This is a genomic window from Maribacter luteus (assembly GCF_009674825.1).
GTDB classification, from domain to species: Bacteria; Bacteroidota; Bacteroidia; order Flavobacteriales; family Flavobacteriaceae; genus Maribacter_A; species Maribacter_A luteus.
This window is the reverse complement of the sequence record NZ_WKJH01000006.1, coordinates 51,577-77,492: the sequence shown is the minus strand read 5'-3', so window position 1 is coordinate 77,492 and position 25,916 is coordinate 51,577. Positions and strand designations below refer to the sequence as shown.

The following is a 25,916-nucleotide window of genomic DNA, read 5'->3' as shown; positions in this document are numbered from 1 at the left end:
TAAATTTGTATTGTTAAATAATAACGGTACAAATGTCAGCACCCAAACAAACACGAATCAATAAATATTTAAGTGAAGTAGGCTATTGTTCTCGAAGGGCGGCCGATAAACTAATAGACCAAGGCAGGGTCACCATTAACGGTTCGGTCCCCGAAATGGGAACTAAAATCGTACCTGGGGATGAAGTGCGCGTAGACGGGGAACTAATATCGGAACCGAAAGAGCAACCGGTATATCTCGCCTTTAACAAACCTATCGGAATTGTTTGCACCACTGACACTAGGGTCGAAAAAGACAATATCATAGATTTTATCAACTACCCAAAACGCATTTTTCCGATCGGCAGACTGGACAAACCTAGTGAAGGACTTATTTTCTTAACCAATGACGGTGATATCGTAAATAAGATACTTCGTGCGAGAAACCATCATGAAAAAGAATATTTGGTTACCGTCAACAAACCGATAACACAAGATTTTCTGAATAAAATGCGCAATGGCGTACCGATCCTGGATACCGTTACGCGTAAATGTGAAGTTGAAAGTCTTGGCAAATACCAATTCAAGATTATACTTACACAAGGTCTAAACAGACAAATTCGCCGCATGTGCGAATATTTGGGATACGACGTAAAAAAGCTCAAACGCATTCGAATCATGAATGTTAAGTTGGATATTCCGGTAGGAAAATGGAGAGATCTTACCCAGGCAGAATTGAAGGAAATAAACAGGCTTGTTTCTTCTTCCTCTAAAACGCATGACGACATTTCTTGAGCATAGAATAGACAATCCATTAGGACTTCTCAGAAAAACCCATGATTATTGCTACTCATTTTATATTGAGTGCTAAGACATACTGACGAAAGTCATTGTCTGGCCACATTTAATTTATGAATCTTTAGGCAAATGTCTTAAAATAGTAACGAACACGCATTTAACCCATTGATTATAATCAATTTTTAACAACTTATTTACCTAAATATCACTAACTTGTATAAGTTCAATAAACGACTCAACATAAAATTGTCCATCATGAGGAATCATTCACATCAAATATCGAGGAAGACACTCAAACATATCCTTTTCGCCCTGTTTTTTATAGGTTCGTTAGGCACTCCAAAGGCATCGGCATTTTTTCAACAAGAGGATCAAGAGCAAGAAATCGGTTTTGACCAATACAAAGGCAAAATAATGGATTCGGACTCTAAAAAACCTTTGGTCTTTGCCACATTAACGGTAGAAAACACCAATATTAGCACAATTTCCAATACCGAAGGTGAATTTGCCCTAAAGGTCCCCGAATCAATGAAGGAGGGCAATGTCATAGTGGCTTTCTTAGGTTACAAAAACAAATCTATACCCCTTTCCCAATTCCAAGAAGAGAACAACAAGATTTATTTGGATGTTTTTGTTGAAATGCTTGGGGAAGTAAGCTTAAGCGTACCTAAGGATGCCGAGGAATTAGTTCGGGAAACCTTAAAAGGTAGAGGACAGAATTACTTCAGTGACCCTACTTTAATGACCGCTTTTTATAGGGAGACCATAAAAAAAAGAAAGAAAAACGTTTCCCTTTCCGAGGCTGTAGTAAACATTTACAAATCTCCTTACAACTCCAATAAAAAAGATGGGGTTAAGCTATACAAAGCCCGTAAAAGCACTGATTACAACAAACTTGACACCGTAGCCCTTAAATTGCAAGGAGGACCGTTCAACGCTCTTTATGTGGATATAATGAAGTATCCGGAATATATTTTCCAGGAAAAATCACTTGGTATGTACAATTTCAGTTTTGACCGTTCAACCCGTGTGGATGATCGCCGAATATTTGTAATCAATTTTACCCAAAAACCGGGTATTGCGGAACAGTTATATAAAGGCCAATTATTTATCGATGCCGAACGTAAGATACTTACCAGCGCTATTTACTCCTTGAATATCACCGACAAATACGAGGCTGCCAAACTATTCGTTAGAAAAAAACCCGCAAACGCCAAGGTATGGCCCAATAAAATAGCCTATAGGGTCGATTATCGGGAAAAAAACGGCAAATGGTATTATGGTTACAGCAATGTACTATTGGAATTCAAAATAGATTGGGACAAAAAACTCTTCAATTCAGTTTACAGCCTATCTTGTGAAATGGCCGTAACCGATTGGGAAAAGAACCTAACCAACGAAATGCCGAAGGCTAGGGACAGAATTAAAACCTCGATTATCTTGGGCGATGAGGCCGTAGGTTTTGCAGACCCTGATTTCTGGGGCGAATACAACATTATTGAACCAGAAAAATCTATAGAATCTGCCATCAAGAAAATCCAACGCCAGCTTAAAAAATCAAAGAACAAAGCCGCTGGAAGCCCTGCTCCTTGAATAAAATATGAACGGATAAAAAAACGCCCTGAAGATATCAGGGCGTTTTTTATTTTATAATGTGAGGGACTATTTAATTGGCAACCTCACTAATGAATTTGAGTCTATATAACCGCAAATCCTCTTCTTCGTATTCGCCATCGAACTCTTGCATGGCATCTTCAAGATTATCAGTTTCCGCTTCAAGAAAATAATCATGGATCTCTTCCTGTTGGTCCTCATCCAAAACCTCATCAATATAATAACCTATATTCAACTTAGTTCCACTATAAACGATTTGTTCCATTTCCTTTATAAGATCAGGAATCTCAAGTCCTTTCGCAGAGGCAATATCCTCCAAATCCAATTTACGGTCCACATTCTGGATAATATAAAGTTTTAGACCGGAGTTTGCCCCGGTACTTTTTACCACAAGATCATCTGGTCGAATAATATCATTTTCTTCAACATAGGTCGCGATGGCCTTAATAAATGGCTTTCCGTATTTTTTAGCCTTACCTTCCCCAACCCCATAAATATTCAACATTTCCTCCATTGAAATAGGGTACTTCAAGGCCATATCTTGCAATGATGGATCTTGGAACACCACAAACGGAGGTACACTTAATGAATCGGCTTGTTTTTTGCGTAAGGATTTTAGGAGTTTCAACAACTTTTCATCGGCCACTCCCCCACCTTTAGAGGCACTTACAATGGCTTCATCCCTTTCCTTACTATATTCGTGGTCCTTGGTCATCATGAAAGAAACCGGCTTAGCCAGAAATTCTTTCCCTTTATCGGTTAAATGAAGAATACCGTATAATTCTATTTCCTTCTTTATAAGTCCTGCGACCAACATTTGACGTATTAGTGCCATCCAATGGTTTTCGCTTTGGTCTGCCCCAATACCGAAAACCGATTTTTCATTGGCCTTGTGTGAAGAGATCAAGGCATTGACCTGCCCAATTATAGTTTTTACGATCTCTTTGGATTTAAATTTTTCACTTGTTTCCTCAACAGTACGCAAGACTTTCAACACATCGTCCTGGGCTTCCTGTTTCTCTTTCGGATTTCGTGCATTATCATCCATATCGGCACCATCCCCGTTCACCTCATCGAACTCTTCCCCAAAATAATGGAGCATGAATTTTCTTCGGGACATGGAAGTTTCCGCATAGGCAACGACTTCTTGCAAAAGTGCATTCCCGATTTCCTGTTCCGCAACAGGTTTACCGGACATGAATTTTTCCAACTTCTCAATATCCTTATAAGAATAGAATGCCAAACAATGCCCCTCGCCGTCATCCCTACCGGCTCGGCCGGTTTCCTGATAATAACTCTCTATACTTTTAGGAATATCATGATGTATAACAAAACGTACATCGGGTTTGTCTATACCCATCCCGAATGCGATGGTCGCAACGACCACATCAACATCTTCCATAAGGAACATATCCTGGTATTTTGATCTTGTCTTGGCATCAAAACCTGCATGGTAGGGAACCGCACTGATACCGTTAACCTGTAACACCTGGGCAAGTTCTTCTACCCGTTTTCTACTTAAACAATAAATAATACCGGATTTACCTTCGTTCTGTTTTACGAACCTAATGATGTCGGCATCCACATTGGCCGTTTTAGGTCGTATTTCATAGAAAAGATTGGGCCTATTGAACGAAGCTTTGAAAACTTTGGCATCGTTGATCCCCAAATTTTTGATAATATCTTCTTGGACCTTAGGGGTAGCCGTGGCCGTAAGACCAATAATGGGGATATTTTCCCCCAATCGACTAACAATGGTCCTCAAGTTCCTATATTCAGGTCTAAAATCGTGCCCCCATTCAGAAATACAATGGGCCTCATCTACCGCTACAAAGGAAATTTTTTGCGACTTTAAGAAATCTACATATTCCTCTTTAGTAAGTGATTCCGGAGCCACATACAGTAGCTTGGTAATACCTTCTTCTATATCGCTCTTAACTTGCTTAACCTCTGTTTTATTAAGGGAAGAGTTAAGTACATGGGCTACGCCATGGTGATCGGAAATGCCACGAATGGCATCGACTTGGTTTTTCATCAAAGCGATCAAAGGGGAGACGATAATAGCGGTACCTTCTTGCATTAAAGCCGGTAATTGGTAACATAGCGATTTACCTCCACCTGTCGGCATTATAACAAAAGTGTTATTTCCTTGAACGATATTACTGATTACATCTTCTTGGAGTCCCTTGAATTGGGAAAAACCAAAATACTTTTTTAACGAGGCGTGTATATCCATATCATTAAGCCCCATTGCCTGTTTTGCCATCTATTTTTTTAATTCAATGACCTAAGGTCATCATACAATATTTAATCAAGATAAGGTGTTTTGGCCTATGAAACAAATTATGACCTAACATCCTTTAAAACATAACTATTCTATAAAATATAGTTTATGTAATTTTGTAAACTTAAATATATGACATTCTTTTAGGATTACAATCCTTAACCTAAAATATACCTTGAACAATTCTGACACCATACTTAGTATAGCAAGAAAGACCGTTGAGACGGAAAGTAAGGCCATTGGAAATTTGGCCCATTTGCTTAATGAGGATTTCGCACTAGCGGTAAACCATATTTTGAACTCGAAAGGCCGGGTTATTATTACGGGCATTGGCAAAAGTGCCATTATAGCGACCAAAATCGTAGCCACCCTGAACTCCACGGGCACACCGGCCGTCTTTATGCATGCCGGCGATGCGATACATGGGGATTTAGGCACCATACAAGATGAAGATGTGGTTATTTGTATCTCCAAAAGCGGGAATACACCAGAGATCAAAATGCTTGTTCCCTTGATAAAAAGAGGTAAAAACATATTGATCGGGATGACCGGCAATACCGAATCATTTCTGGCACAACAAGCCAAATACATATTGAATACCTATGTAGAGAAAGAGGCCTGTCCCAACAACTTGGCACCGACAACAAGTACCACGGCGCAATTGGTCATGGGAGATGCCCTTGCCATTTCCTTGCTAGAGCTAAAGGGATTCAGCAGTAAAGATTTTGCCAAATACCACCCAGGCGGCTCATTAGGAAAGCGACTTTACCTTACTGTCGGCGATATTGTACAGACCAATATGAAACCTCAAGTAGACATCGAAACAGACGTTCGCACGGTCATTGTGGAGATTTCAGAAAAAATGTTGGGCGTTTCGGCCGTAATCGATAACGGAAAACTTGTAGGTGTTGTCACAGATGGGGATATTCGTAGAATGTTGAACAAATACGAGAACATAAACGGTTTAAAAGCTAAGGATATCATGACACATGGTCCTAAAACCATAGAAACCAAAAAGCTGGCCATTACAGCTCTTGAGCTAATGCAGGAGAATGAAATTTCCCAATTATTGGCTGTTGACAATGGTGACTATAAAGGCGTTGTTCATTTACATAATTTAATTAACGAGGGCATACTATAATGGCAAAAACCGCTGCAAAGAGTCCAAACGAAATGTCTTTTCTTGACCATCTTGAAGAATTGAGGTGGCATTTGATCCGAAGTACTTTTGCGATTGTACTAATAGGAATCGTAGCTTTCGTAATGAGGAGTTTCATTTTTGATACGGTTATCTTTGGACCTTCAAAAATGGATTTCCCAACCTATCGCCTGTTTTGCGACATTGCAACCTTCTTTGGCATAGACTCGGCTTTTTGTGCCGAAAAACTGCCATTCACCATTCAAAGCCGTTTAATGGCGGGGCAATTTTCAGCACATATTTGGACCTCAATTTGGGCCGGTTTCATAGTTGGGTTTCCTTATGTACTGTATGAAATGTGGAAATTCATCAGTCCGGGATTGTACGAAAAGGAACGTAAGAACTCCAGAGGTTTTATCCTTATCGCCTCGTTTTTGTTCTTCTTGGGTGTACTTTTCGGTTACTACGTTGTTGCACCACTTTCAATCAACTTCCTGGGAACCTACCAAGTAAGTGAATTGGTTCTGAACGAATTCGATATAGGATCTTATATCGCCACCGTACGATCTTCGGTAATCGCCTGTGGTATACTTTTCGAATTACCCATTTTAATCTACTTTTTGACCAAAATAGGATTGGTTACTCCGGAAATCATGAAAAAATACCGGAAGATCGCTTTGGTTATCGTGTTGATCGTATCGGCAGTAATCACACCACCAGACGTAGCAAGCCAGATAATAGTGGCTGTACCCGTACTTATACTATACCAAGTAAGCATCTATATATCTAAAATGGTATTGAAGTCCGAAGCAAAAAAGGAAGCCAAATTGGCCGCAAATAAAAATAAAAAAGGTTAAAAAACCGTAAAGAAGATTCCAACACCCAGTATTTAAATTTAGATTTGGGGAGTAATGTTTGATTTTATCCATAGTCGTATATGAAGCTCAGAGCAGATAATATAATGAAAGCCTATCGTGGGCGACAAGTTGTAAAAGGTATTTCCCTTGAGGTAAACCAAGGTGAGATCGTTGGTCTTCTCGGCCCCAATGGTGCAGGAAAAACAACATCGTTCTATATGATCGTAGGCCTTATAAAACCCAATAGCGGTAATATTTATCTAGATAACATGGAGATTACAAATTTCCCTATGTACAAAAGAGCGCAAAACGGTATTGGTTATTTGGCCCAAGAAGCTTCTGTCTTTCGAAAACTGAGTATTGAAAAGAACATCCTTAGTGTCTTGCAATTGACAGACTTGAGCAAAAAAGAACAACAAATGAAAATGGAATCGCTCATTGAGGAATTCGGTCTTGGCCATATTCGAAAAAACAGGGGCGATTTACTTTCCGGTGGGGAGCGCAGAAGAACGGAAATCGCTAGGGCCTTGGCTACCGACCCAAAATTCATTCTTTTAGATGAACCTTTTGCCGGGGTAGACCCTGTCGCCGTTGAGGATATTCAGCGTATCGTTGCCCATTTGAAAGACAAGAACATCGGAATATTGATTACTGACCACAATGTACAGGAAACCTTGGCCATTACAGAACGTTCCTATTTGATGTTCGAAGGTGGTATCTTAAAATCCGGTGTACCCGAAGACCTTGCAGCCGACGAAATGGTACGTAAAGTATACCTAGGTCAAAACTTTGAGCTACGTAAAAAGAAGTTGGATTTTTAGTCCATTTAAATTTTGCTGGAAATATTTCCGACTGCAGAGCTTAAAACATAAAAGGCAATAATCGCGGGTATGGCCAAAAACTTCATGGTCATTAATAGCACAAGACTCACGATAAGGAAAATATAACGTTGTGAATTATCCTTGAAATTCCAAGTCTTGAATTTTAGGGCGAACAACTCGATCTTGGCATTCAACAAATATGCACTTAACAGGGTTATGCCTATTAAAAACCATTGATTCAGGATGATACCGTTCAAAATATCATTGTTCTGGTAGAGCAATATCAAGGGTAAGGACAAAATCAATAGAGCATTGGCCGGCGTGGGCAATCCTACGAAAGACTCCTTTTGGTTTTCATCTATATTGAATTTGGCCAAACGATAGGCAGATGCCAGGGTGATCAAAAACCCCAAGAAAGGTAAAGGGGCAACTTTAAGGCCTACCCAAAAAGTATCATGAGCCGCTTCAGAAGAGAGGTTCACATTCCAACCTCCACTCATAGACATTCCCAATAACTGAAACATTACTATTCCGGGTACAAGTCCGCTGGTGATGACATCGGCGAGCGAATCCAACTGTAATCCCAATTCACTCTTTACATTTAGGATACGAGCTGCAAATCCATCGAAAAAATCAAGTACAATTCCCATGAAAACAAAAAATGCGGCGAGTTCCAACTGGTTTAAAACAGCGAATACAGCGGCCACACTTCCACAAAAAACATTCATTAAAGTGATAAAATTCGGAATATGACGTTTCATGAAAAGTTGTTTATGTAAAAATAATACAAATTTCATGAAAGCTTGTCCGATGGCCCATTCAAATAATAAACCCCTTGGAATAAATAAGACATCTGTAGCACTTATCAAAATAACAAAAAAGCATTTGCCCTTTGAAATCGGTAATGACGATTCAACCAATTAAGAACCGTTAACATAAAACCTACTTCTAAACAATTTATTCAGATATTTGCCACCGTAAATCCTTAATAACAAATTATGCCGTTTAAAAGGTTCGTTACATTCCTTTTGCTTTTGACATCACTGGTGGCACACTCCCAAACTCCGGAACTGACCCCATTATCTAAAATTAGCGTACTGACCTGTGGGCCGGGCGACCAATTATACTCGACCTTTGGCCATAGTGCTTTTAGGGTTAAGGACCCAGCCATTGGTATAGATGTGGTATACAACTATGGCGTTTTCGATTTTTATTCGGATAATTTTTATGTAAAGTTCGCACAAGGTAAATTGGATTACATGCTGGCCCGCCAACAGTTCTCCAATTTCATACGGGAATACAAACATGATAAACGTTGGGTAAACGAACAGGTTTTACAACTCAGCCAATCTGAAAGGAATGAACTGTTCCAATTTTTGGAGAACAATTACCTTCCTGAAAACAGGGCCTACCCGTATGATTTCTTTTATAACAACTGCGCAACTAAAATTTGGGATGTTCTAGATTCCGTTTACCATGAAAAGTTGGTGTTCAATGAAGGTTTTTTAGATAAACAGTACACCCATCGTGAGCTTATTCGCCTTAATATGCCACTTAATTCATGGTCCTCTTTCGGTATTGACTTAGCCCTCGGTGCGGTTATCGATGATGTTGCCACACCTAAAGAACATATGTTCTTGCCACAATATATAATGCAACAATTGAACAGTGCCCAATTGGATAACAAGCCCATTGCACCCAAAGAAACAAGCATTTACAAACCCGGTTCCCATGAACACAAAAGCAGTTTTATAAGTACACCCTTGTTTTGGACCCTGGCATTACTGATTATCGTGGTTACCTTAACAGTTTTGGATTTTAAGAAAAACCGTAGAACCAAAAGTATCGACTTTGTATTGTTCCTTTTAACTGGAATTGCTGGAATCGTCATCTTCTTCCTTTGGTTTTTAACAGACCATTCGGCAACGGCCAATAATTTGAACATCCTATGGGCCTTTCCCCTGAATTTGATATTCGCGTTTATGGTATGTCGCAAAAAGCCACTTCCATTATGGGCTTCCAAATACTTCCTATTCTTAATAATACTAATTTTGGCAGTTATAATATTATGGCTGTTGAACGTCCAGATTTTTTCACCAGTGCTTATTCCGATTTTATTGGCTTTGGGCACCCGGTATTCATTTCTATACCGATATAAAAACCAACAAAACCCCATTTCTAAAATATGAACCTCCTCTCTGTTGAAAATATAGCAAAATCATATGGTGAACTAGTCCTTTTTGAAGACATATCCTTTGGGGTAAACAAGGATCAAAAAATTGCATTGATCGCCAAGAACGGGGACGGAAAAACCTCGATTCTGAATATACTTTCCGGTAAGGACGTGCCTGACTCCGGTTTGGTGAATTACCGCAAGGGAACCCGCGTTTCCTTTCTTGAACAGGAACCTGACATGAATCCTGACCTAACCATTGAGGAAACTATTTTCGCTTCTGACAATGACATTCTAAAAGTTATTCTGGCCTATGAAAAGGCACTTGAAAACCCTGAGGAGGCAGAAGCCTACCAAAAGGCCTTTGAGGCTATGGACCGCTATGATGCGTGGGACTTTGAGACCCAATACAAGCAGATTCTCTTTAAACTCAAGTTAGAAGATATACATGCCAAAGTGGGACTCCTTTCCGGCGGACAAAAAAAACGCTTGGCACTTGCCAATGCACTTATCAACAGACCCGACCTTTTGATTCTTGATGAACCTACCAACCATTTAGACTTGGAAATGATCGAATGGTTGGAACAATATTTTTCCAAGGAAAACATAACCCTGTTCATGGTTACCCATGACCGATATTTCTTGGAACGTGTTTGTAATGAGATCATTGAACTCGACGGGGGAAAACTATACCCGTACAAGGGTAATTATTCTTATTATCTAGAAAAAAAAGAAGCCCGATTGGAACAAGAGGCTGTTGAGCAGCATAAATCAAAGTTGCTCTTTAAGAAAGAATTGACTTGGATGCGTAGGCAACCTAAGGCCCGTACAACAAAATCAAAGTCGAGAATAGATGATTTCCAAGCCATAAAAGAAAAAGCCCATCAACGTCGCATTGAACATGAGGTACAATTGGAAATAAACATGGAGCGCATCGGGAGTAAGATCCTGGAGCTTCACAAAATATCAAAATCCTTTCCCGGAAAACCAATTTTAGACCAATTCGAATATACTTTCACTAAAGGTGAACGGGTTGGTATAATCGGGAAAAACGGTACCGGAAAGTCTACTTTCCTTAATATTCTTTCGGGAGCAGACCAGCCGGACAGTGGTAAAGTGGTTATTGGAGACACCATTAAAATCGGATATTACACCCAAAAAGGTATCGAGATTAAGCAGGGCCAAAAGGTCATTGATGTAATTCGTGAGTTCGGCGATTATATTCCCTTAAAAAAAGGAAAACAAATATCTGCCCAACAATTGTTGGAACGTTTTCTGTTCGACCGTAAGAAGCAATATGATTTTGTCGAAAAACTGAGTGGTGGTGAACGTAAGCGATTATACCTATGTACCGTCCTCATACAGAACCCTAACTTCCTGATTTTGGACGAGCCTACCAACGATCTGGACATCATGACCCTGAATGTTCTGGAAAGTTTCCTTTTAGATTTTCCCGGGTGTCTTATGGTAGTATCCCATGACCGTTATTTCATGGATAAGATCGTTGACCACTTATTTGTTTTTAGAGGTGATACGGTTATCGAGGACTTTCCAGGCAACTACTCTGATTACAGAGCCTATGAGGATAGCCAAGTGGCCGAAAGCAGATCGGAAAAAGACAAGATCATTGAAAACAATAGCCCTAAGAATTCATGGAAAGAGGAAAGTAGCGGTAGCAAACTTTCCTATTTGGAACAAAAAGAATATAAATCGCTTGAGAAAGAAATTCAACGATTGGAGGAAAAGAAAGAAAAAGTACAACACAAATTCACCGATAGCGGTCTTACGGGCGAAGACATAGATGCGTTATCCATAGAACTGAAAGAAATTTCGGAAGCCATAGAAACAAAGACCGAACGTTGGTTTGAACTTTCCGCCATGATGGAATAATCCTGAAACACCCAAAAAACATATCTTGTACCGTTTTATCAGCTATATCAAATTTCTTTTTAGTGCCACGAACCAACATGGTGTACATTCACCTTTCATTTATAACTTCGTTACGAAATGCCTGTATAAAAAATCTAAAATCAGAGGACCTAAGCATATAAAAGTATTACTCAAGAGCCTTGCGTATTTTAAGGTTGAAAATATTCGAATTGTCCCAAAAGATCCTTCCCTTGAAAATTTGATAATGAAGTCATTCCCGCAAATCAAATTCAACCAACCGGAAGACCTCATCTTCATGGATTCACCTAACAATGAATTATTTACACTGATCATTAAGGAAAAAACATATCATAACGACACGATGGTCCTAATTAGGGACCTCTATAAAAACAAGAAAAATACCCAGGTCTGGGAAGTTTTCAAACAAAATGAAAACGTAACGGTTTCGGTTGATATGTTCAACTGCGGCGCCCTATTTTTCAGGAAAGAACAAGCAAAGGAACATTTTAAGATTAGAATTTAAACCCGTAACTTTATCATTGAAATTACCTTATTGCCGAACAATGTGGAGAAAAGAACCTCCAATCCACTTTTGAAAGGCTATCTAAGTTAAAAATTATGGAATATCCGATTTATACAGTTCTAGGGATTCTTGTAATCATTTATTTGTTTTTCTTGATGTTGAACAGGAACAAATCAAAAAAGCGAAAATCAAAAAAATTCATGGAAGATTATCGCCGTGAAGACAGAAAGGAAAAAGAAAATTAACCCCAAGAACAATACTGTACATTATGAAAATATACACTAAAACAGGTGACAAAGGAACTACGGCCCTTTTTGGGGGCACTAGGGTTTCTAAAAACCACATAAGGATAGATAGTTATGGCACCATCGACGAACTGAATGCGTGGATAGGCCTTATCCGGGATCAGGAAATAGACCCTTACACCAAAAACCTACTCACCCTTATACAGCATAAGTTATTTACACTGGGGGCAATTTTGGCCACCGACCCAGATAAGGCCCTCTTAAAAAACGGAAAAGAACGCTTGAACATTCCTAGAATAAACGATTCGGACATTGAACTTTTGGAAAACGAGATGGACGTAATGAACGAATCCTTGCCACCCATGACCCATTTTATACTTCCTGGCGGACATACAACAGTGTCATACTGTCATATAGCACGAACGGTTTGTCGTAGAGCGGAACGTATGGCCACCGAACTTTTCGAAAAAGAACCTTTTGATGAGAATGTGATGTCTTACATAAATAGACTTTCTGACTACCTTTTTGTCTTGGCACGAAAGTTGACCAATGACTTAAAGGCGAAGGAAATCAAATGGATTCCTGAAAAAAAGGACTAATAATTTCCGATTTTCTTCGTTATCAAACTATTATAGCATAAATAATTGTAAAAAATCTTGGCTATTTCAAGATAAAAATTACTTTTGCAAAAATTTAAAATCATCTATTAAAATGTATTGGACTTTAGAACTAGCATCATATTTGAGTGATGCACCTTGGCCGGCAACAAAAGACGAACTAATCGATTATTCAATTAGAACGGGTGCCCCTTTAGAGGTCGTAGAAAATTTGCAGTCTATGGAAGAAGAGGGTGGTGAAATTTACGAGTCCATCGAAGAAATTTGGCCAGATTACCCTACAGAAGAAGATTACCTCTGGAACGAGGATGAATATTAAACAAGTTAAATGTATCAAAAAGTCTCTTCGGAGACTTTTTTTTATGAATATATTATCATCACTGGCCATACAAAAAGGAAGAAATTAGCATTCAAAATGTTAACTTCGCAGAAAAATAAAACCTATTGGGATTTTTCTCGGTAAATTTGGCAGTAAAATAGGTCTTCACCCATAAGTTCAAAAGATTGGAACACCTTTTGCCCTACCCCTGCAACAACCCTTTAAAAGGTTATTTTTTAAAATAAAGGAGATAAAAATATAGAAAGCAGACGCTTCCCGTCACTTTCAATACCATAATAGGAAGAAATATGAGTTTATTAAATTCAGTACTTAAGGCATTTGTCGGCGACAAATCAAAAAAAGACGTAAAGGAACTACAACCCATTCTTAAACAAATAAAGTCATTTGAAGCTGCTTTAGAAGGTTTAAGCCTAGATGAACTAAGGGCGAAAACAGATGAATTCAAAGCAAAGATCAAGGCCGACCGCAAGGAGTTGGATGATAAGATCGCCGAACTAACCGAGCAAGTGCATGCCTCAACCGATATTGACAAAAACGAGGACATTTATGCCGAGATAGACAAACTGCAGGACGAGGCCTATAAAATATCCGAAAAAACATTGAACGATATCCTGCCAGAAGCATTCGCCGTAGTGAAGGAAACGGCAAAGCGGTTCGTTGCAAACGAAAATTTGGAAGTTACCGCTTCAGAATTCGATAGAAAAATATCCGGCACAAAGGACTATGTTACTTTAGATGGCGATAAGGCCATTTGGAAAAACTCTTGGGATGCCGCCGGGAAGGCAGTCACATGGGATATGGTACATTACGACGTACAGTTGATCGGTGGTATCGCCTTGCACCAAGGCAAAATCGCTGAAATGCAGACTGGTGAAGGTAAAACTTTGGTCGCTACGCTACCTATGTACCTAAACGCCTTATCGGGCCATGGTGCACACTTGGTAACGGTGAACGATTATCTGGCTAAAAGGGATAGTGCCTGGATGGCCCCGATATTCGAATTCCATGGTCTTTCAGTAGATTGTATAGACCACCATAAACCTAATTCGGAAGGCCGTAGGGCTGCGTACAACGCGGATATCACTTACGGCACCAATAACGAATTCGGTTTCGATTACCTAAGGGATAATATGGCGCATACACCCGCCGACTTGGTCCAAAGACCGCATCATTACGCCATTGTCGATGAGGTCGATTCAGTTTTGGTCGATGATGCACGTACCCCTTTGATCATTTCGGGACCGGTACCGGAAGGTGACCGTCATGAATTTAACGAGCTTAAGCCAAAGGTCAACGATATTGTACAAAAACAAAGACAACATTTGACCGGTGTATTGGCCGAGGCAAAAAAAGCTATTGCTGCAGGTGACACCAAAGAAGGCGGATTCCTTTTACTTCGTGTATACAGAGGTTTGCCTAAAAATAAGGCATTGATAAAATATTTAAGTGAAGAAGGTATAAAGCAATTATTGCAGAAAACCGAGAATTTCTATATGCAAGATAACAATAGGGAAATGCCCAAGGTAGATGAAGACCTATTGTTCGTAATCGATGAAAAGAACAATCAAATTGAATTGACCGATAAAGGGGTCGATTATATCTCAGGGGAACAAAACAGGGATTTCTTCGTAATGCCCGATATTGGCGGCGAAATAGCTAAGATCGAAAAACAAAACCTGGAGATTGAAAAAGAGGCCGAACTCAAAGAAGAACTATTTAAGGACTTTACGATCAAGAGTGAGCGTATACATACCATGAGCCAATTATTAAAGGCATATACCCTTTTTGAAAAAGATGTGGAATATGTGGTCATGGACAACAAAGTAATGATCGTTGATGAGCAGACCGGTCGTATTATGGACGGTCGTCGTTATTCAGATGGTTTACACCAAGCCATTGAGGCCAAGGAAAATGTAAAGATTGAAGCTTTGACACAGACCTTTGCCACGGTTACCCTTCAGAACTATTTCAGGATGTACAAAAAGCTTTCAGGTATGACAGGTACCGCTATAACCGAAGCTGGGGAATTCTGGGAAATTTACAAGTTGGATGTCATGGAGATACCTACAAACCGTCCCATTGCACGAGATGACCGAAACGATTTGATCTATAAGACAAAGCGCGAAAAATATAATGCCATTATCGAGGAGGTCACTAAATTGTCACAATCAGGTAGACCTGTATTGATCGGTACGACTTCAGTTGAGATTTCAGAATTATTATCGCGAATGCTTAACATCCGAAAAGTACCACATAATGTATTGAATGCGAAATTACATAAGAAAGAAGCCGATGTTGTTGCTGAAGCCGGAAATCCTGGGGTGGTTACCATAGCAACCAACATGGCGGGTCGTGGTACGGATATTAAACTGACCGATGAAGTTAAAAAAGCCGGTGGTTTGGCCATTATAGGAACAGAACGTCATGATTCCCGACGTGTAGACAGACAGTTAAGAGGTCGTTCCGGTCGTCAAGGTGATCCAGGAAGTTCTCAATTCTATGTTTCCTTGGAAGATAACCTTATGCGACTATTCGGTTCTGATCGTGTTGCAAAGATGATGGATAAGATGGGCTTGGAAGACGGTGAGGTCATACAACACTCCATGATGACAAAATCTATTGAACGTGCCCAGAAAAAAGTTGAAGAAAACAACTTCGGTGTTCGTAAACGTTTATTGGAATATGATGATGTTATGAACGCTCAGCGTGAGGTGGTATACAAAAGAAGACGCCACGCCCTACAAGGTGAACGTTTAAAAGTGGATATCGCCAATATGATCTATGACACCTGTGAAGTTATTGCTGAAACCAATAAAGGTGCGATGGACTTTAAGCACTTTGAATTTGAGTTGATCAAGTTCTTCTCTATCACCTCCCCTATAAGCGAGGCAGAGTTTGGAAAAATGACCGTTCCTGAGATTGCCAATGCCATTTACAAGGGCGCCTACGCATTCTATCAAGATAAGATGGAGCGAAATGCCGCAACAGCATTTCCCGTAATAAAGAAAGTCTACGAAGACAACTCCAATAAGTTCGAACGTATCGTAGTTCCGTTTACCGACGGAATAAAAAGTTTGAATGTAGTGACCAACCTAAAAGATGCCTATGAATCTGACGGTAAACAATTGGTCACCGATTTTGAAAAGAACATTACGCTAGCGATCATAGATGATTCCTGGAAAACCCATTTACGTAAAATGGATGAATTGAAGCAATCGGTACAATTGGCCGTTCACGAGCAGAAAGATCCTTTATTGATCTACAAATTCGAGGCATTTGAACTTTTCAAGGAAATGATCGATAAAGTCAACAAAGAAGTTGTTTCTTTCTTGTTCAAAGGAGAACTACCAACTGAGAATCCGAATGAAATTCAAAATGCGGGTAACTTAAGAAGACCAAAAGAAAACTTACAGACCAGCAAGGAAGAAATTCCCAATAGCGACGAATTGGCCGCCAAAAACAGGGCCGCAGGCCAAACCCAAGGACAAAGACCACAAATAACGGAAACCATAGTTCGTGAGCGCCCTAAGATAGGACGTAACGAACGCGTTACCATAAAAAATGTAATGTCGGGTCAAAGCAAAACGGTCAAGTATAAACAAGCCGAACCATTACTTGATAAAGGGGAATGGGTCTTGACAGAAGATTAATACCCAATTCGACAAAATTACAAGCGACCATTATCGGTCGCTTTTTTTTGGTTACAAAAAAAGTACGCCCCCTCAATAATGGTAATTCGGTTAAATAATTTAAATTAAAATCGATCACTCTAGCTTAATTTTCGTGTTTGATGTTGATTTAAACCCAAAACATATTTAGATTTACCATAAATAACCCTGATCCAATAGGGATTACCTTTCATTACCAGATCGTAATTCACTATTAAAGAGCCAAAAGTTTCGATTATGAAAATGCCCGTCAAAGATGAATATCGCTTAGTGGATAAAGTCAAATTAACATTGAGGGTAAATTATTTCTCCTCAATATTCGCCATCATTTTTGGATTCCTTTGCCTTTACACCCTTAATATCAACGAAATATTACCTTATGCTTTTTTTGGATTTGGTGTTGTCAACCTTTTGAACACCTTAGCCTTTAAATTACATAACAACATAACGGTCACCTATAATATCACTTCAATTATCGGATTAATATGTGGCACTTTCATTACACTTTACAGCGGAGGGATCAATAGCCCTTTTATATTCGTTTTGGCACTTATCGTATTCACCGGTTATGTAACCACAAAACTATACGGGAAGATATACCTTTACCTAAACCTGACGATCGTATGTCTAATGTATCTGGAAACCCTTCCAGCATATACCTTCACTTTCAATGCCGTACCGGAAGCCTCAAGAGATCTCTTTAGCCTATTCAGTATTCTTTTTTCGGTCTATCTTTTGGGTGGGGTTTTAGGCAAGAACCTATTAAAGGCCCACCACAATCTTTATAAATCTAGAAATGAGATTGAAAAACGAATCAAAGAAAAGGAAACTTTGCTCCGCGAGGTACATCATCGGGTAAAGAACAACCTTCAAACCGTTTCCAGTCTTTTAAGCCTGCAATCAAGAAGCATACAGGATGAGAAAATGAAAAACATCATCAAAAGCAGCCAGAACAGGGTTATCTCAATGGCAATGGTACATGAGATGCTGTATATGCGCGATGACCTATCTAAAATAGAGTATAAATCCTATGTACAGGAATTGAGCGAATTTCTGATACGATCTTTAAAAGGTGCCGATAACAAAGTAAAACTAAATATAGATATACCGGATATTAAATTAGGTATTGATACGGCCATACCCTTGGGGCTTTTGATAAACGAAGCAATTACCAATGCCTTGAAATATGGCATTTGCAATCAAAAAGATGGAGAAATAAGCATCTCGATCGAGCAAGGCGAAGAGAATGGGTATGAACTAAGAATCGGTGACAACGGTGTAGGTTTCCCGGATACCATTGATCACAAAACCACCAAATCACTTGGTTTAAAACTAATCCACAACCTTGCCCGCCAACTTAAAGGGAGCATCATTAAGGATACTACGAAAAAAGGAACAAACTACATTATCAAATTCTACGAAGTAGGCAAGCATTTTAATGCAGTTGCTTAAGGTTTACCCCTAATTTTGTGAATACCGCGGTATTAAAGACCATAGGGTTCTTTTTTCTTATTATTCCTTATATTTAAGGGACTAATTAAAAAACCTTCCATGCTTAAAAAATTACTCCTTTTGGTGCTGTTTTGTGGTTCTACACTTTACGGTCAAGATTACTTTTTCAAAAAATTCCATCCTTTCAATGCCGATATACCTTCGCCCGAAGAATTTTTAGGATATGGTATTGGCGAGCATCACACCCGGCACGACTTAATAGTGGCCTATTTGGAAAAACTTGCGGAAGTATCCGAAAGGGCCTCCATTCATTATTATGGCAAGACCCATGAAGGAAGAAAATTGGTAATCCTAACGATTACAAGTCCGGAAAACCTATCGAACCTTGATGAATTGAAACGCCAACATTTGGCATTCACAAACCCTGACAACAATGCTTCAAACTACGATGATGTCCCTATTTTCATCAATCTGGCTTATAATGTACATGGAAATGAACCGTCCAGTTCTGAAGCTGCCTTATTAACGGCATATACTTTTGCCGCTTCAAACAATCCGGAAATATTGGGATATTTAAATAATGCCGTGATATTCATCGACCCAACAATCAATCCCGACGGTCGTGATCGTCATACCCAATATGCCAATTCCTACCAAGGAAATCCACTTGTGGCCGACCCGCAGGATGCCGAGCATAATGAGTATTGGCCTGGTGGTCGTACCAATCATTATTGGTTTGACCTTAATCGGGACTGGCTATTGGGCATTAACCCTGAAAGCAGGGGTAAATTAACATGGTACCATGAATGGTATCCTAATGTGGTTACCGATTTTCACGAAATGGGCACACAAAGCACCTATTTCTTTGAGCCCATGAAAGCCAATGGATCCTTAGATCCGATAATGCCCAAAGAAAATTATGAGGACCTCAACAATATGTTCGGGGAACAATTTGCCAAGGCTTTGGACAGTATCGGTAGTTTTTATTTTACCAAGGAGGCCTTTGACGGCACGTATCCCGGTTATGGGTCATCTTATCCCGATCTTCAGGGCGGATTGGGTCTTTTGTTCGAACAGGCCAGCTCTCGTGGGCATAAGCAAACAACTGCCTTTGGGGAAATTACATTTCCGTTCACGATCCGCAACCAATACACCTCGGGCATAACCACGGTAAAAACCGCGGTTAAAAACAAGGCTTATATGCGAAAATACCAACAAGACTTCTTTAAAAGTGCCATTTCCAGGGCAAGTAAAAGTAAAATCAAGGGATATACTTTTAACGATGCACATGACCAAAATAGAACCAAGGCTTTCATTGACAAGTTACTATTACATAATATAGAAGTATATAAATCTAACGATACATACGTGGTACCTACGAAACAACCACAGTACAGAATGGTGCAAACCATGTTCGAGACCTATTCAAAATATAGAGACAGTGTTTATTATGACGCTTCTGCATGGTCTGTAGGTAATTTCTATAATATGAAGTATAAGCCCACAACCAGCTTGAATTTGGGAGACAGAATCACTACAACAAAAGACCTCATCCAAGTTTCTCCCGTTGAAAAATCCAATTATGCCTATATCATAGATTGGGATGATTACAATGCCCCAGCCGCACTGAATTACCTTCAAAAAAATGGATTGACGATATCGTCGTCTTTTAAACCCTTTACCACAAAAGTGGGCCCAGATTCCAAATCGTTCAATTATGGCGCTTTGGTCATTCCCGTAAGCTTGCAAAAAAAGGATGCCGATGCTACATATAAACTGATCCAAGCAGCTCAAAAAGAGTTTCAAGTTCCAATGTTCGGTGTAAATTCAGGGTTCAACTTAAATGGAATCGACTTAGGAAGCCGTTTTATTTCACCCATAAAAAAACCAAAGATCGCAATGCTTATTGGCGATGGGGTTCGCTCATATGAAGCTGGGGAGGTTTGGCATTTATTGGATAATAGGGTACATATGCCGATAACGAAAATTCCCATGCGGAATTTTGACAAAATAAAAATCGATTCATATAAAACCCTGGTCATGGTTTCGGGTAAATATAAATTTACCGATAAGCAACAGGATAAAATAAAAACCTGGGTAGGTAAAGGCAATACATTGATAACCATCGGCACAGCCTCTAAATGGGCCATTGACAAAAAATTGGTAAAAGAAAAATTGACGAAACCTGAAAAAGACACGCTAGCAATCGCTACCCGCAAACCTTATGTAGATTCCGACGAAAATTTAGGTAAAGAAAGTGTAGGTGGGGTTATACTGAAGATGGATATTGACACTACCCACCCTCTGGCCTTCGGCTATCATGACAACGCCATTCCTGTTTACAAAAACAATACGGTCTGGTTGACGCCAAGTAAAAATGAATATGCAACTGTTGGGAAATATGCGAAGGAACCTCATATAGATGGTTTCCTTACCACAAAAAATATGAAGCAATATGTTAAACCATCGGCATCACTTATCGTGAGTAAAGTTGGGTCGGGCAGGGTAATACTCTTTGCCGACAATCCAAATTTCAGGGGTTCTTGGTATGGGACGAACCGGTTATTCTTGAATGCCTTGTTTTTGGGAGATAAAATAAAAGTCCCTTCAAGGGAATAATACAATGGCTCTTATACCAAAACACCCTATACTTATGTAAAAACAAAATTTTATTAACCCTTCCGTTAAGGAGCCATACCGTAACTCCCTAAAAGTGCATTTAATGACAGCCCATGAAACAAGCACCATCTGTTGCCCCTTTGTGCACGGTTCACATTTTTAAGTAAATGTAACGTTCAACATTTACGATGTGAGCCAAGAACCAAAAGGGAATTACGAACAAAAGGCAGATGATTAGCTGTTACTAATTGCTGCATTGTAAAACGGTTAAAGCTATTTTTTAACACGTACTTTCAATGGCTGCAAAAAACCTTTTGTTTTAGGGAATATGACCATATTCAACACTAACAAAGCAACCGGAAGCAAAAGAATAAAAAGTAACATAAGCTTTATATTTTAGGTTAAAAATTAAAAAAGGGGAACTTTCTTGTATTCAATAAAAACCCTAACGTATTAAGACAACTTAGGTCTGTCTTTTTTCGTTGAAAAAGCCAAAGCCTTCTTTACTCTGGAATTTTTGAATTTATATAAACGTGCAACACTTTTTTCCGAAGTGATTTTATTTTCCTTAGCAGAATCAATAACGATAATCCCACTATCCAAAACAATATCCATTTTAATAGGTTCCACTGTAACATTGTCATCGGTGTTTTGAGCAAAAGCGGTAAGACCGAAAAAAAGAACGAAAATCAAGGTAAAAATAGCTTTCATAATATCGACTTGGGTTACATAAATTTAACTCCAAACGACACTGAGGCAGGTTCACAAAACGGTGAAAACACCTTATTTTTCGGCTATCGGAAAAAGAATGGGTGAAGTGCACAAAATGTTCGACAAACGTTTTCAACACCTGAAACGCCTTACCGAACAAATAGTCTTTTAATCGGTATTCGTGAGTGGTTTTTTACAAGGGCTGATATAAAAACCGTTAAAATAATATAATAAGAATCTTGAATTCAATTGCCATAATTACCTGAAAAGGTATATCATCATACCTTCTGGGGAAACTTTAAAATATCAAATTGCGTAGTATAATTTAGAGATGGGGTATAAAAAAGGTTATCGTTTTCTTACATTTTATACAATAAGAACAACAATTCATACAATTGCGATCGGTTAATCAACGAACAGCTATTAATTTACCTTAAAAACATCCCCTCTATAAGATCTATTGCTAATCAAAAACCGAGAACCCATGGAACCATTTATTTACTTTATCGCAAATGCATCAATGATTTTTGCCGCCAGCGTTATTGTTTTTATTCTTACAGGACTTATTAAAAATCGATCTCATCATTAAATATAGCACGGCCTTTCTGTTATTACTTGTTATTCATCAGTGGACAAAAAAATCCAAAAAGAATGTATGTAAATACATTAAATAGGATAATACTAAAATTGTATTTATAAAACCCTCTAAACTTTCATTAGGTCTATAAATCAAAACATTTATAACCCTATGGAAGGATAAAAGTAAAAACACCTTTTGGGAAACGGAAATAAAGAACAACACATCCGTCAATTAGGCTTTCCCCTAATTTCCAATCATAGTTTAAATATACCTTTAGCAGGTATTATGGAAGAAAAGTTATCCCAAAATTCTTGGAAAGAAGTGAAATGCCTTAGTATTGACCTCTGACGATTTGTAATTTATGAAAAACCAATGGAACTTTTAACTGGATTACATTGAGGGATCATTAAGTCCCATCGATTCTCAGTTTATATGGAGTGAACAAGCTTTAAAAAAAAATCACTGTATCGTCATTTTCTTGATAAGCCCAATGGATAATAAACAATAGTTTGAATAAAGGATAAATTACAAGTTCTGAAAGTATGTATGACCTATAATTTCCCAATATAAATCTATTGGGTTTAGGCCAACAATGGCTTATCCTTTTTAGCCCTAAAGGCAAGTGCCCTTTTCACTTTAGTATGCTTAAACCTGTATATACCTATAGCATTGTTCTTTTTCGGATGCCTTAGTCTAGTTCTCTCAACATTGGAAACCAGATTTTGCACGTTGGTCAAATTTGAATAAGTTAGTGAAGAACCCTCTTCTATTGTTTTCATTTGATCAACAGGACCTACACAATGGGCAAAGGATATAGATCCTGTGAATAATAAGATTATAAGTAAGAAAAGGGTTCGCATAGTTTATAGTAAGTTTGGTTACCTAGAAAACCCACATACCCCATTTTCACATCCAATTATTCGATTAAATGTAGCATTTCATAGACAAAAGGCTCAAATATCGATGAAATACCTAACTTTACCCCTGAAACACAAATTCTATATTTACCGTTTATCGATGTTTACATGCCGTTCATCGAACAATACAAGCGGAAAATCACCGTTTTTAAGCGAATAATCCATCTCATCGATATTCTAAGGTGTTATAAACATAAACCATTTAAATTCTCGAAAGGCACTCTAAATGTAATGCTCCGGAAAATCGTGTTCATTCAGAATAAACCACAAAAGTTCGCTTCCCTTTTAAGAAACATTAGGCTTACAAAACAAAAACTATTAGAGGAAGTGCATATATCCTAGAATGAATACCAATACACTTTATTTGGGTATAGCACAAAAAGGATTAAGTGCTGAAAATGTCCATTGAACATCACAGCACTTAAAATCAATTTTTGATACTTTGTAATTTAAAGGGACTTTTTAATGGATCGGGATTTTGAAAATCCGATAAAGAAATGAAAACCGGTCTTATTTTACCGCATTGTCCAAAATCTTACCTTTACTTACTTCGCCTATAACAACCACATCTTTTGATGCCTCATACTCTTTAATGGCCATAAGCATTTGTTCCTTTGTATCCCGTCGGATTTTAACTCCGGTCTTTGATCCTCTATTTCTGATTTCTATATAAAAGCCGTCTCTTAATTCCGTCGGTTTCGTTGCGGGTCTTCCCATAATTTTAATTAAATTCTAAGTTAATGTTAGGTGCTTCCTTTTCTCCATACTTCTCTCACCGTAGCATAGTAGTCGTAAAACAAAGGCCGAACGTACAGCAAAAAATATCTAAAACATAACAATTACCAAAATAGTTATTAAGTATTCATGAACAATAGCCCTATTTATCCTAATTTTAAGAAATTTATAACATAATTGACTGAAAAAAACGTAATAAACATCAATTTTTTAAGAAAAAACCAACGCCTATAAAAACAACTTTATTCTATATTTCACTCTCTTAAAAACCAATTTCATGATCATAAAGGAAAAGCTAACCTATAAAGATGCCCTGAACAATGAATTTGAAGGGGTGATTGCTTGGGATGATTCGTATACGGAACAAAAACCGGGCATTTTGGTTTCCCATATGTGGAGTGGCCAATCAGAATTTGAAGTTCAAAAAGCCGAAGCATTGGCCAAATTAGGTTATGTTGGGTTCGCTATAGACAATTATGGCAAAGGACGAAGGGCCAACGGTCCTGAAGAGGCACAAAAACTAATGGATGAACTTGACCAAAACAGGCCATTATTACTATCCCGAATGTTATTGGCGGTCAATACATTGAAAAAACATGGGATGGTGAATGCTTCAAAAATCGGAGCTATAGGATTCTGTTTCGGTGGCAAATGTGTCTTGGATCTTGCCCGTTCAGGATCCGACATAAAAGGGGTAGTAAGTTTTCATGGATTGTTGGATCCCCCAAACCCACATCCGAATAAGAAAATAAAAAGTGCGATACTCGTATTACATGGCTGGGAAGACCCTATGGCCTTACCCGATGACATGGTCAAACTCTCCCAAGAGATGAACGGACTTGCTGCCGACTGGAGTGTTCATGTTTACGGTCGTACAGGGCATGCTTTTACGAACCCCAAAGCCAAATTCCCCGAAAAAGGGTTGTTTTTTCAACCAAAATCCAATAAGCGATCGTGGCATGCAATGACCTCTTTTTTCAAAGAGATTTTTGATTGAACATACTATGGCATTGCTGTAATGAATCTTGACTTTGTAAGTTACCATCAAATTCAACAACTAAAGAAAAAAAAGATACACTATGATAAAATCGATCCTTTTGACACTTACCATTTTATTCTCTACCAGCTGTGAATCCAACGTAAAGAAAAGTAAACAAGCACATGACCCTCCCAACGCCCAAACAATAAGTAAACCAACACCTGATAATCTACAAAAATATGAGGTTGCTTATTTCGCCAGCGGCTGTTTTTGGTGCGTAGAGGCCATTTATGAAGATGTTATAGGTGTAAAAGAAGTGATTTCCGGTTATTCCGGTGGAAGCGAAAAAAACCCTACCTATGAACAAGTTGGTCGCGGACTTACCACCCATGCAGAGGCCGTAAAGGTTTATTACGATCCAAAAGTTGTCGATTTTAAAACCTTGGTCGTAGTATTCTTCGGTTCCCATGACCCAACAACACTAAACCGCCAAGGACCCGACCATGGCGCCCAGTACCGCTCCATAGCTTTTTACTCCAATGAGGAAGAAAAAAAGATTATCGAAAACTATATAGAGCAATTGAAAAAAGATAAGGTATACAATTCACCAATAGTCACACAAGTTGAAAAATTCCGCAAATTCTATGACGCTGAAGATTACCATCAAGATTATGAAAAATTAAATCCGAACAACCCTTATATCATCAATATTTCCATTCCAAGATACAAAAGGTTCAAAGCAAAATATCCCGAATTGATGAAAAAAGGAGGACATTGAAATATCAGTTTTACCTGAATGAATATAAAAGTGACTTTAACGGGTCGCTTTTTTTTATTTTTGAGTTTAAGCCACTACCTTTAAGGCATCAATCATTGATTCTCCGATGGAAAACCGCAAACCCAAATCACCCGGCCCAAATCTGTCAGAAATGGAAACGCCCTTTTTCATTCATTCTAAAATGGAAAAGAATTCTTCA

Annotated in this window: 21 protein-coding genes; 16 read left to right on the top strand and 5 right to left on the bottom strand. The window is 38.6% G+C overall.

Going from position 1 to position 25,916, the window contains the following annotated elements:
- Positions 1 to 32: 32 nt before the first annotated feature.
- Entirely contained in the window at positions 33 to 773 is a 741-nt protein-coding gene (gene rluF, locus GJ691_RS09695; protein WP_154366321.1) for a 23S rRNA pseudouridine(2604) synthase RluF, read from the top strand.
- 258 nt (positions 774 to 1,031) lie between these two features.
- Positions 1,032 to 2,369, top strand: a complete 1,338-nt coding sequence (locus GJ691_RS09690; RefSeq protein WP_154366319.1) for a carboxypeptidase-like regulatory domain-containing protein — start codon at positions 1,032 to 1,034, stop codon at positions 2,367 to 2,369.
- Between the two features lie 73 nt (positions 2,370 to 2,442).
- Here the strand turns inward: GJ691_RS09690 and recQ are convergent, their stop codons facing one another.
- The gene (gene recQ / locus GJ691_RS09685; RefSeq protein ID WP_411556610.1) at positions 2,443 to 4,656 is read right to left on the bottom strand and encodes a DNA helicase RecQ; all 2,214 of its coding nucleotides are present in this window, start codon (positions 4,654 to 4,656) and stop codon (positions 2,443 to 2,445) included.
- Positions 4,657 to 4,849: 193 nt separating this feature from the next.
- On the opposite strand from recQ, the gene GJ691_RS09680 reads away from it, so the two are divergent.
- The 3 genes from GJ691_RS09680 (at position 4,850) to lptB (ending at position 7,490) form a co-directional block, all read left to right on the top strand.
- Positions 4,850 to 5,815: a KpsF/GutQ family sugar-phosphate isomerase gene (locus GJ691_RS09680; protein WP_154366317.1), complete on the top strand. Its 966-nt coding sequence runs from the start codon at positions 4,850 to 4,852 to the stop codon at positions 5,813 to 5,815.
- Positions 5,815 to 6,669, top strand: a complete 855-nt coding sequence (gene tatC, locus GJ691_RS09675; protein ID WP_154366315.1) for a twin-arginine translocase subunit TatC — start codon at positions 5,815 to 5,817, stop codon at positions 6,667 to 6,669. Before GJ691_RS09680 ends, tatC begins: the two co-directional genes overlap by 1 nt.
- A gap of 80 nt (positions 6,670 to 6,749) precedes the next feature.
- Entirely contained in the window at positions 6,750 to 7,490 is a 741-nt protein-coding gene (lptB, locus tag GJ691_RS09670; RefSeq protein ID WP_154366313.1) for an LPS export ABC transporter ATP-binding protein, read from the top strand.
- Between the two features lie 5 nt (positions 7,491 to 7,495).
- On the opposite strand, the gene GJ691_RS09665 is transcribed toward lptB, so the two are convergent.
- On the bottom strand, positions 7,496 to 8,251 hold the full coding sequence (locus tag GJ691_RS09665; protein WP_154366311.1) for a CDP-alcohol phosphatidyltransferase family protein: 756 nt from the start codon (positions 8,249 to 8,251) through the stop codon (positions 7,496 to 7,498).
- Positions 8,252 to 8,488: 237 nt separating this feature from the next.
- Between GJ691_RS09665 and GJ691_RS09660 the strand changes: the two genes are divergently transcribed.
- From GJ691_RS09660 to GJ691_RS09625, 9 genes are all read left to right on the top strand, one after another.
- The gene (locus GJ691_RS09660; protein ID WP_154366309.1) at positions 8,489 to 9,679 is read left to right on the top strand and encodes an Lnb N-terminal periplasmic domain-containing protein; all 1,191 of its coding nucleotides are present in this window, start codon (positions 8,489 to 8,491) and stop codon (positions 9,677 to 9,679) included.
- Positions 9,676 to 11,553, top strand: a complete 1,878-nt coding sequence (locus tag GJ691_RS09655; protein WP_154366307.1) for an ABC-F family ATP-binding cassette domain-containing protein — start codon at positions 9,676 to 9,678, stop codon at positions 11,551 to 11,553. Before GJ691_RS09660 ends, GJ691_RS09655 begins: the two co-directional genes overlap by 4 nt.
- 244 nt (positions 11,554 to 11,797) lie before the next feature.
- Positions 11,798 to 12,076 carry a hypothetical protein gene (locus tag GJ691_RS09650; RefSeq protein WP_154366305.1) on the top strand — a complete coding sequence of 93 codons (279 nt, stop codon included), beginning with the start codon at positions 11,798 to 11,800 and terminating at the stop codon, positions 12,074 to 12,076.
- 95 nt (positions 12,077 to 12,171) lie between these two features.
- Positions 12,172 to 12,321 (top strand): hypothetical protein, encoded by a 150-nt coding sequence (locus GJ691_RS19525; protein WP_179955080.1) that lies wholly within the window; start codon positions 12,172 to 12,174, stop codon positions 12,319 to 12,321.
- A gap of 23 nt (positions 12,322 to 12,344) precedes the next feature.
- Positions 12,345 to 12,920 (top strand): cob(I)yrinic acid a,c-diamide adenosyltransferase, encoded by a 576-nt coding sequence (locus GJ691_RS09645; RefSeq protein WP_154366303.1) that lies wholly within the window; start codon positions 12,345 to 12,347, stop codon positions 12,918 to 12,920.
- A gap of 112 nt (positions 12,921 to 13,032) precedes the next feature.
- Positions 13,033 to 13,257, top strand: coding sequence for a DUF2795 domain-containing protein (locus GJ691_RS09640; protein WP_013994285.1), 225 nt, complete (start codon positions 13,033 to 13,035; stop codon positions 13,255 to 13,257).
- Between the two features lie 308 nt (positions 13,258 to 13,565).
- Positions 13,566 to 16,928 (top strand): preprotein translocase subunit SecA, encoded by a 3,363-nt coding sequence (gene secA / locus GJ691_RS09635; protein WP_154366301.1) that lies wholly within the window; start codon positions 13,566 to 13,568, stop codon positions 16,926 to 16,928.
- Between the two features lie 255 nt (positions 16,929 to 17,183).
- Complete coding sequence (locus GJ691_RS09630; protein ID WP_154366299.1) at positions 17,184 to 18,398, top strand: sensor histidine kinase; 1,215 nt, start codon at positions 17,184 to 17,186, stop codon at positions 18,396 to 18,398.
- Positions 18,399 to 18,497: 99 nt separating this feature from the next.
- On the top strand, positions 18,498 to 21,017 hold the full coding sequence (locus GJ691_RS09625) for a M14 family zinc carboxypeptidase (RefSeq protein WP_154366297.1): 2,520 nt from the start codon (positions 18,498 to 18,500) through the stop codon (positions 21,015 to 21,017).
- Between the two features lie 453 nt (positions 21,018 to 21,470).
- On the opposite strand, the gene GJ691_RS09620 is transcribed toward GJ691_RS09625, so the two are convergent.
- The 3 genes from GJ691_RS09620 to GJ691_RS09610 form a co-directional block, all read right to left on the bottom strand.
- Positions 21,471 to 21,728 carry a hypothetical protein gene (locus GJ691_RS09620; RefSeq protein ID WP_154366294.1) on the bottom strand — a complete coding sequence of 86 codons (258 nt, stop codon included), beginning with the start codon at positions 21,726 to 21,728 and terminating at the stop codon, positions 21,471 to 21,473.
- A gap of 1,161 nt (positions 21,729 to 22,889) precedes the next feature.
- Positions 22,890 to 23,168, bottom strand: a complete 279-nt coding sequence (locus tag GJ691_RS09615; RefSeq protein WP_154366292.1) for a hypothetical protein — start codon at positions 23,166 to 23,168, stop codon at positions 22,890 to 22,892.
- Between the two features lie 567 nt (positions 23,169 to 23,735).
- The gene (locus GJ691_RS09610; protein ID WP_154366291.1) at positions 23,736 to 23,942 is read right to left on the bottom strand and encodes a hypothetical protein; all 207 of its coding nucleotides are present in this window, start codon (positions 23,940 to 23,942) and stop codon (positions 23,736 to 23,738) included.
- A 295-nt stretch (positions 23,943 to 24,237) separates the two neighbouring features.
- Here GJ691_RS09610 and GJ691_RS09605 point away from each other — a divergent pair, with 295 nt between their 5' ends.
- Both GJ691_RS09605 and msrA read left to right on the top strand, forming a co-directional pair.
- Positions 24,238 to 24,957, top strand: coding sequence for a dienelactone hydrolase family protein (locus tag GJ691_RS09605; protein ID WP_154366289.1), 720 nt, complete (start codon positions 24,238 to 24,240; stop codon positions 24,955 to 24,957).
- Between the two features lie 82 nt (positions 24,958 to 25,039).
- The gene (gene msrA, locus GJ691_RS09600; protein WP_154366287.1) at positions 25,040 to 25,717 is read left to right on the top strand and encodes a peptide-methionine (S)-S-oxide reductase MsrA; all 678 of its coding nucleotides are present in this window, start codon (positions 25,040 to 25,042) and stop codon (positions 25,715 to 25,717) included.
- Positions 25,718 to 25,916: the final 199 nt, after the last annotated feature.

What these genes read in the sequence shown, in the direction of transcription:
- GJ691_RS09660 (WP_154366309.1), top strand. Translation starts at nt 8,489, where the DNA reads ATGCCGTTTAAAAGGTTCGTTACATTCCTTTTGCTTTTGACATCACTG.
- GJ691_RS09625 (WP_154366297.1), top strand. Translation starts at nt 18,498, where the DNA reads ATGCTTAAAAAATTACTCCTTTTGGTGCTGTTTTGTGGTTCTACACTT.
- recQ (WP_411556610.1), bottom strand. Translation starts at nt 4,656, where the DNA reads ATGGCAAAACAGGCAATGGGGCTTAATGATATGGATATACACGCCTCG.
- GJ691_RS09665 (WP_154366311.1), bottom strand. Translation starts at nt 8,251, where the DNA reads ATGAAACGTCATATTCCGAATTTTATCACTTTAATGAATGTTTTTTGT.
- msrA (WP_154366287.1), top strand. Translation starts at nt 25,040, where the DNA reads ATGATAAAATCGATCCTTTTGACACTTACCATTTTATTCTCTACCAGC.
- GJ691_RS09610 (WP_154366291.1), bottom strand. Translation starts at nt 23,942, where the DNA reads ATGGGAAGACCCGCAACGAAACCGACGGAATTAAGAGACGGCTTTTAT.
- GJ691_RS09620 (WP_154366294.1), bottom strand. Translation starts at nt 21,728, where the DNA reads ATGAAAGCTATTTTTACCTTGATTTTCGTTCTTTTTTTCGGTCTTACC.
- GJ691_RS09650 (WP_154366305.1), top strand. Translation starts at nt 11,798, where the DNA reads ATGAAGTCATTCCCGCAAATCAAATTCAACCAACCGGAAGACCTCATC.
- GJ691_RS09615 (WP_154366292.1), bottom strand. Translation starts at nt 23,168, where the DNA reads ATGCGAACCCTTTTCTTACTTATAATCTTATTATTCACAGGATCTATA.
- tatC (WP_154366315.1), top strand. Translation starts at nt 5,815, where the DNA reads ATGGCAAAAACCGCTGCAAAGAGTCCAAACGAAATGTCTTTTCTTGAC.
- GJ691_RS09630 (WP_154366299.1), top strand. Translation starts at nt 17,184, where the DNA reads ATGAAAATGCCCGTCAAAGATGAATATCGCTTAGTGGATAAAGTCAAA.
- lptB (WP_154366313.1), top strand. Translation starts at nt 6,750, where the DNA reads ATGAAGCTCAGAGCAGATAATATAATGAAAGCCTATCGTGGGCGACAA.
- GJ691_RS09655 (WP_154366307.1), top strand. Translation starts at nt 9,676, where the DNA reads ATGAACCTCCTCTCTGTTGAAAATATAGCAAAATCATATGGTGAACTA.
- GJ691_RS09645 (WP_154366303.1), top strand. Translation starts at nt 12,345, where the DNA reads ATGAAAATATACACTAAAACAGGTGACAAAGGAACTACGGCCCTTTTT.
- GJ691_RS19525 (WP_179955080.1), top strand. Translation starts at nt 12,172, where the DNA reads ATGGAATATCCGATTTATACAGTTCTAGGGATTCTTGTAATCATTTAT.
- GJ691_RS09605 (WP_154366289.1), top strand. Translation starts at nt 24,238, where the DNA reads ATGATCATAAAGGAAAAGCTAACCTATAAAGATGCCCTGAACAATGAA.
- GJ691_RS09640 (WP_013994285.1), top strand. Translation starts at nt 13,033, where the DNA reads ATGTATTGGACTTTAGAACTAGCATCATATTTGAGTGATGCACCTTGG.
- rluF (WP_154366321.1), top strand. Translation starts at nt 33, where the DNA reads ATGTCAGCACCCAAACAAACACGAATCAATAAATATTTAAGTGAAGTA.
- GJ691_RS09690 (WP_154366319.1), top strand. Translation starts at nt 1,032, where the DNA reads ATGAGGAATCATTCACATCAAATATCGAGGAAGACACTCAAACATATC.
- secA (WP_154366301.1), top strand. Translation starts at nt 13,566, where the DNA reads ATGAGTTTATTAAATTCAGTACTTAAGGCATTTGTCGGCGACAAATCA.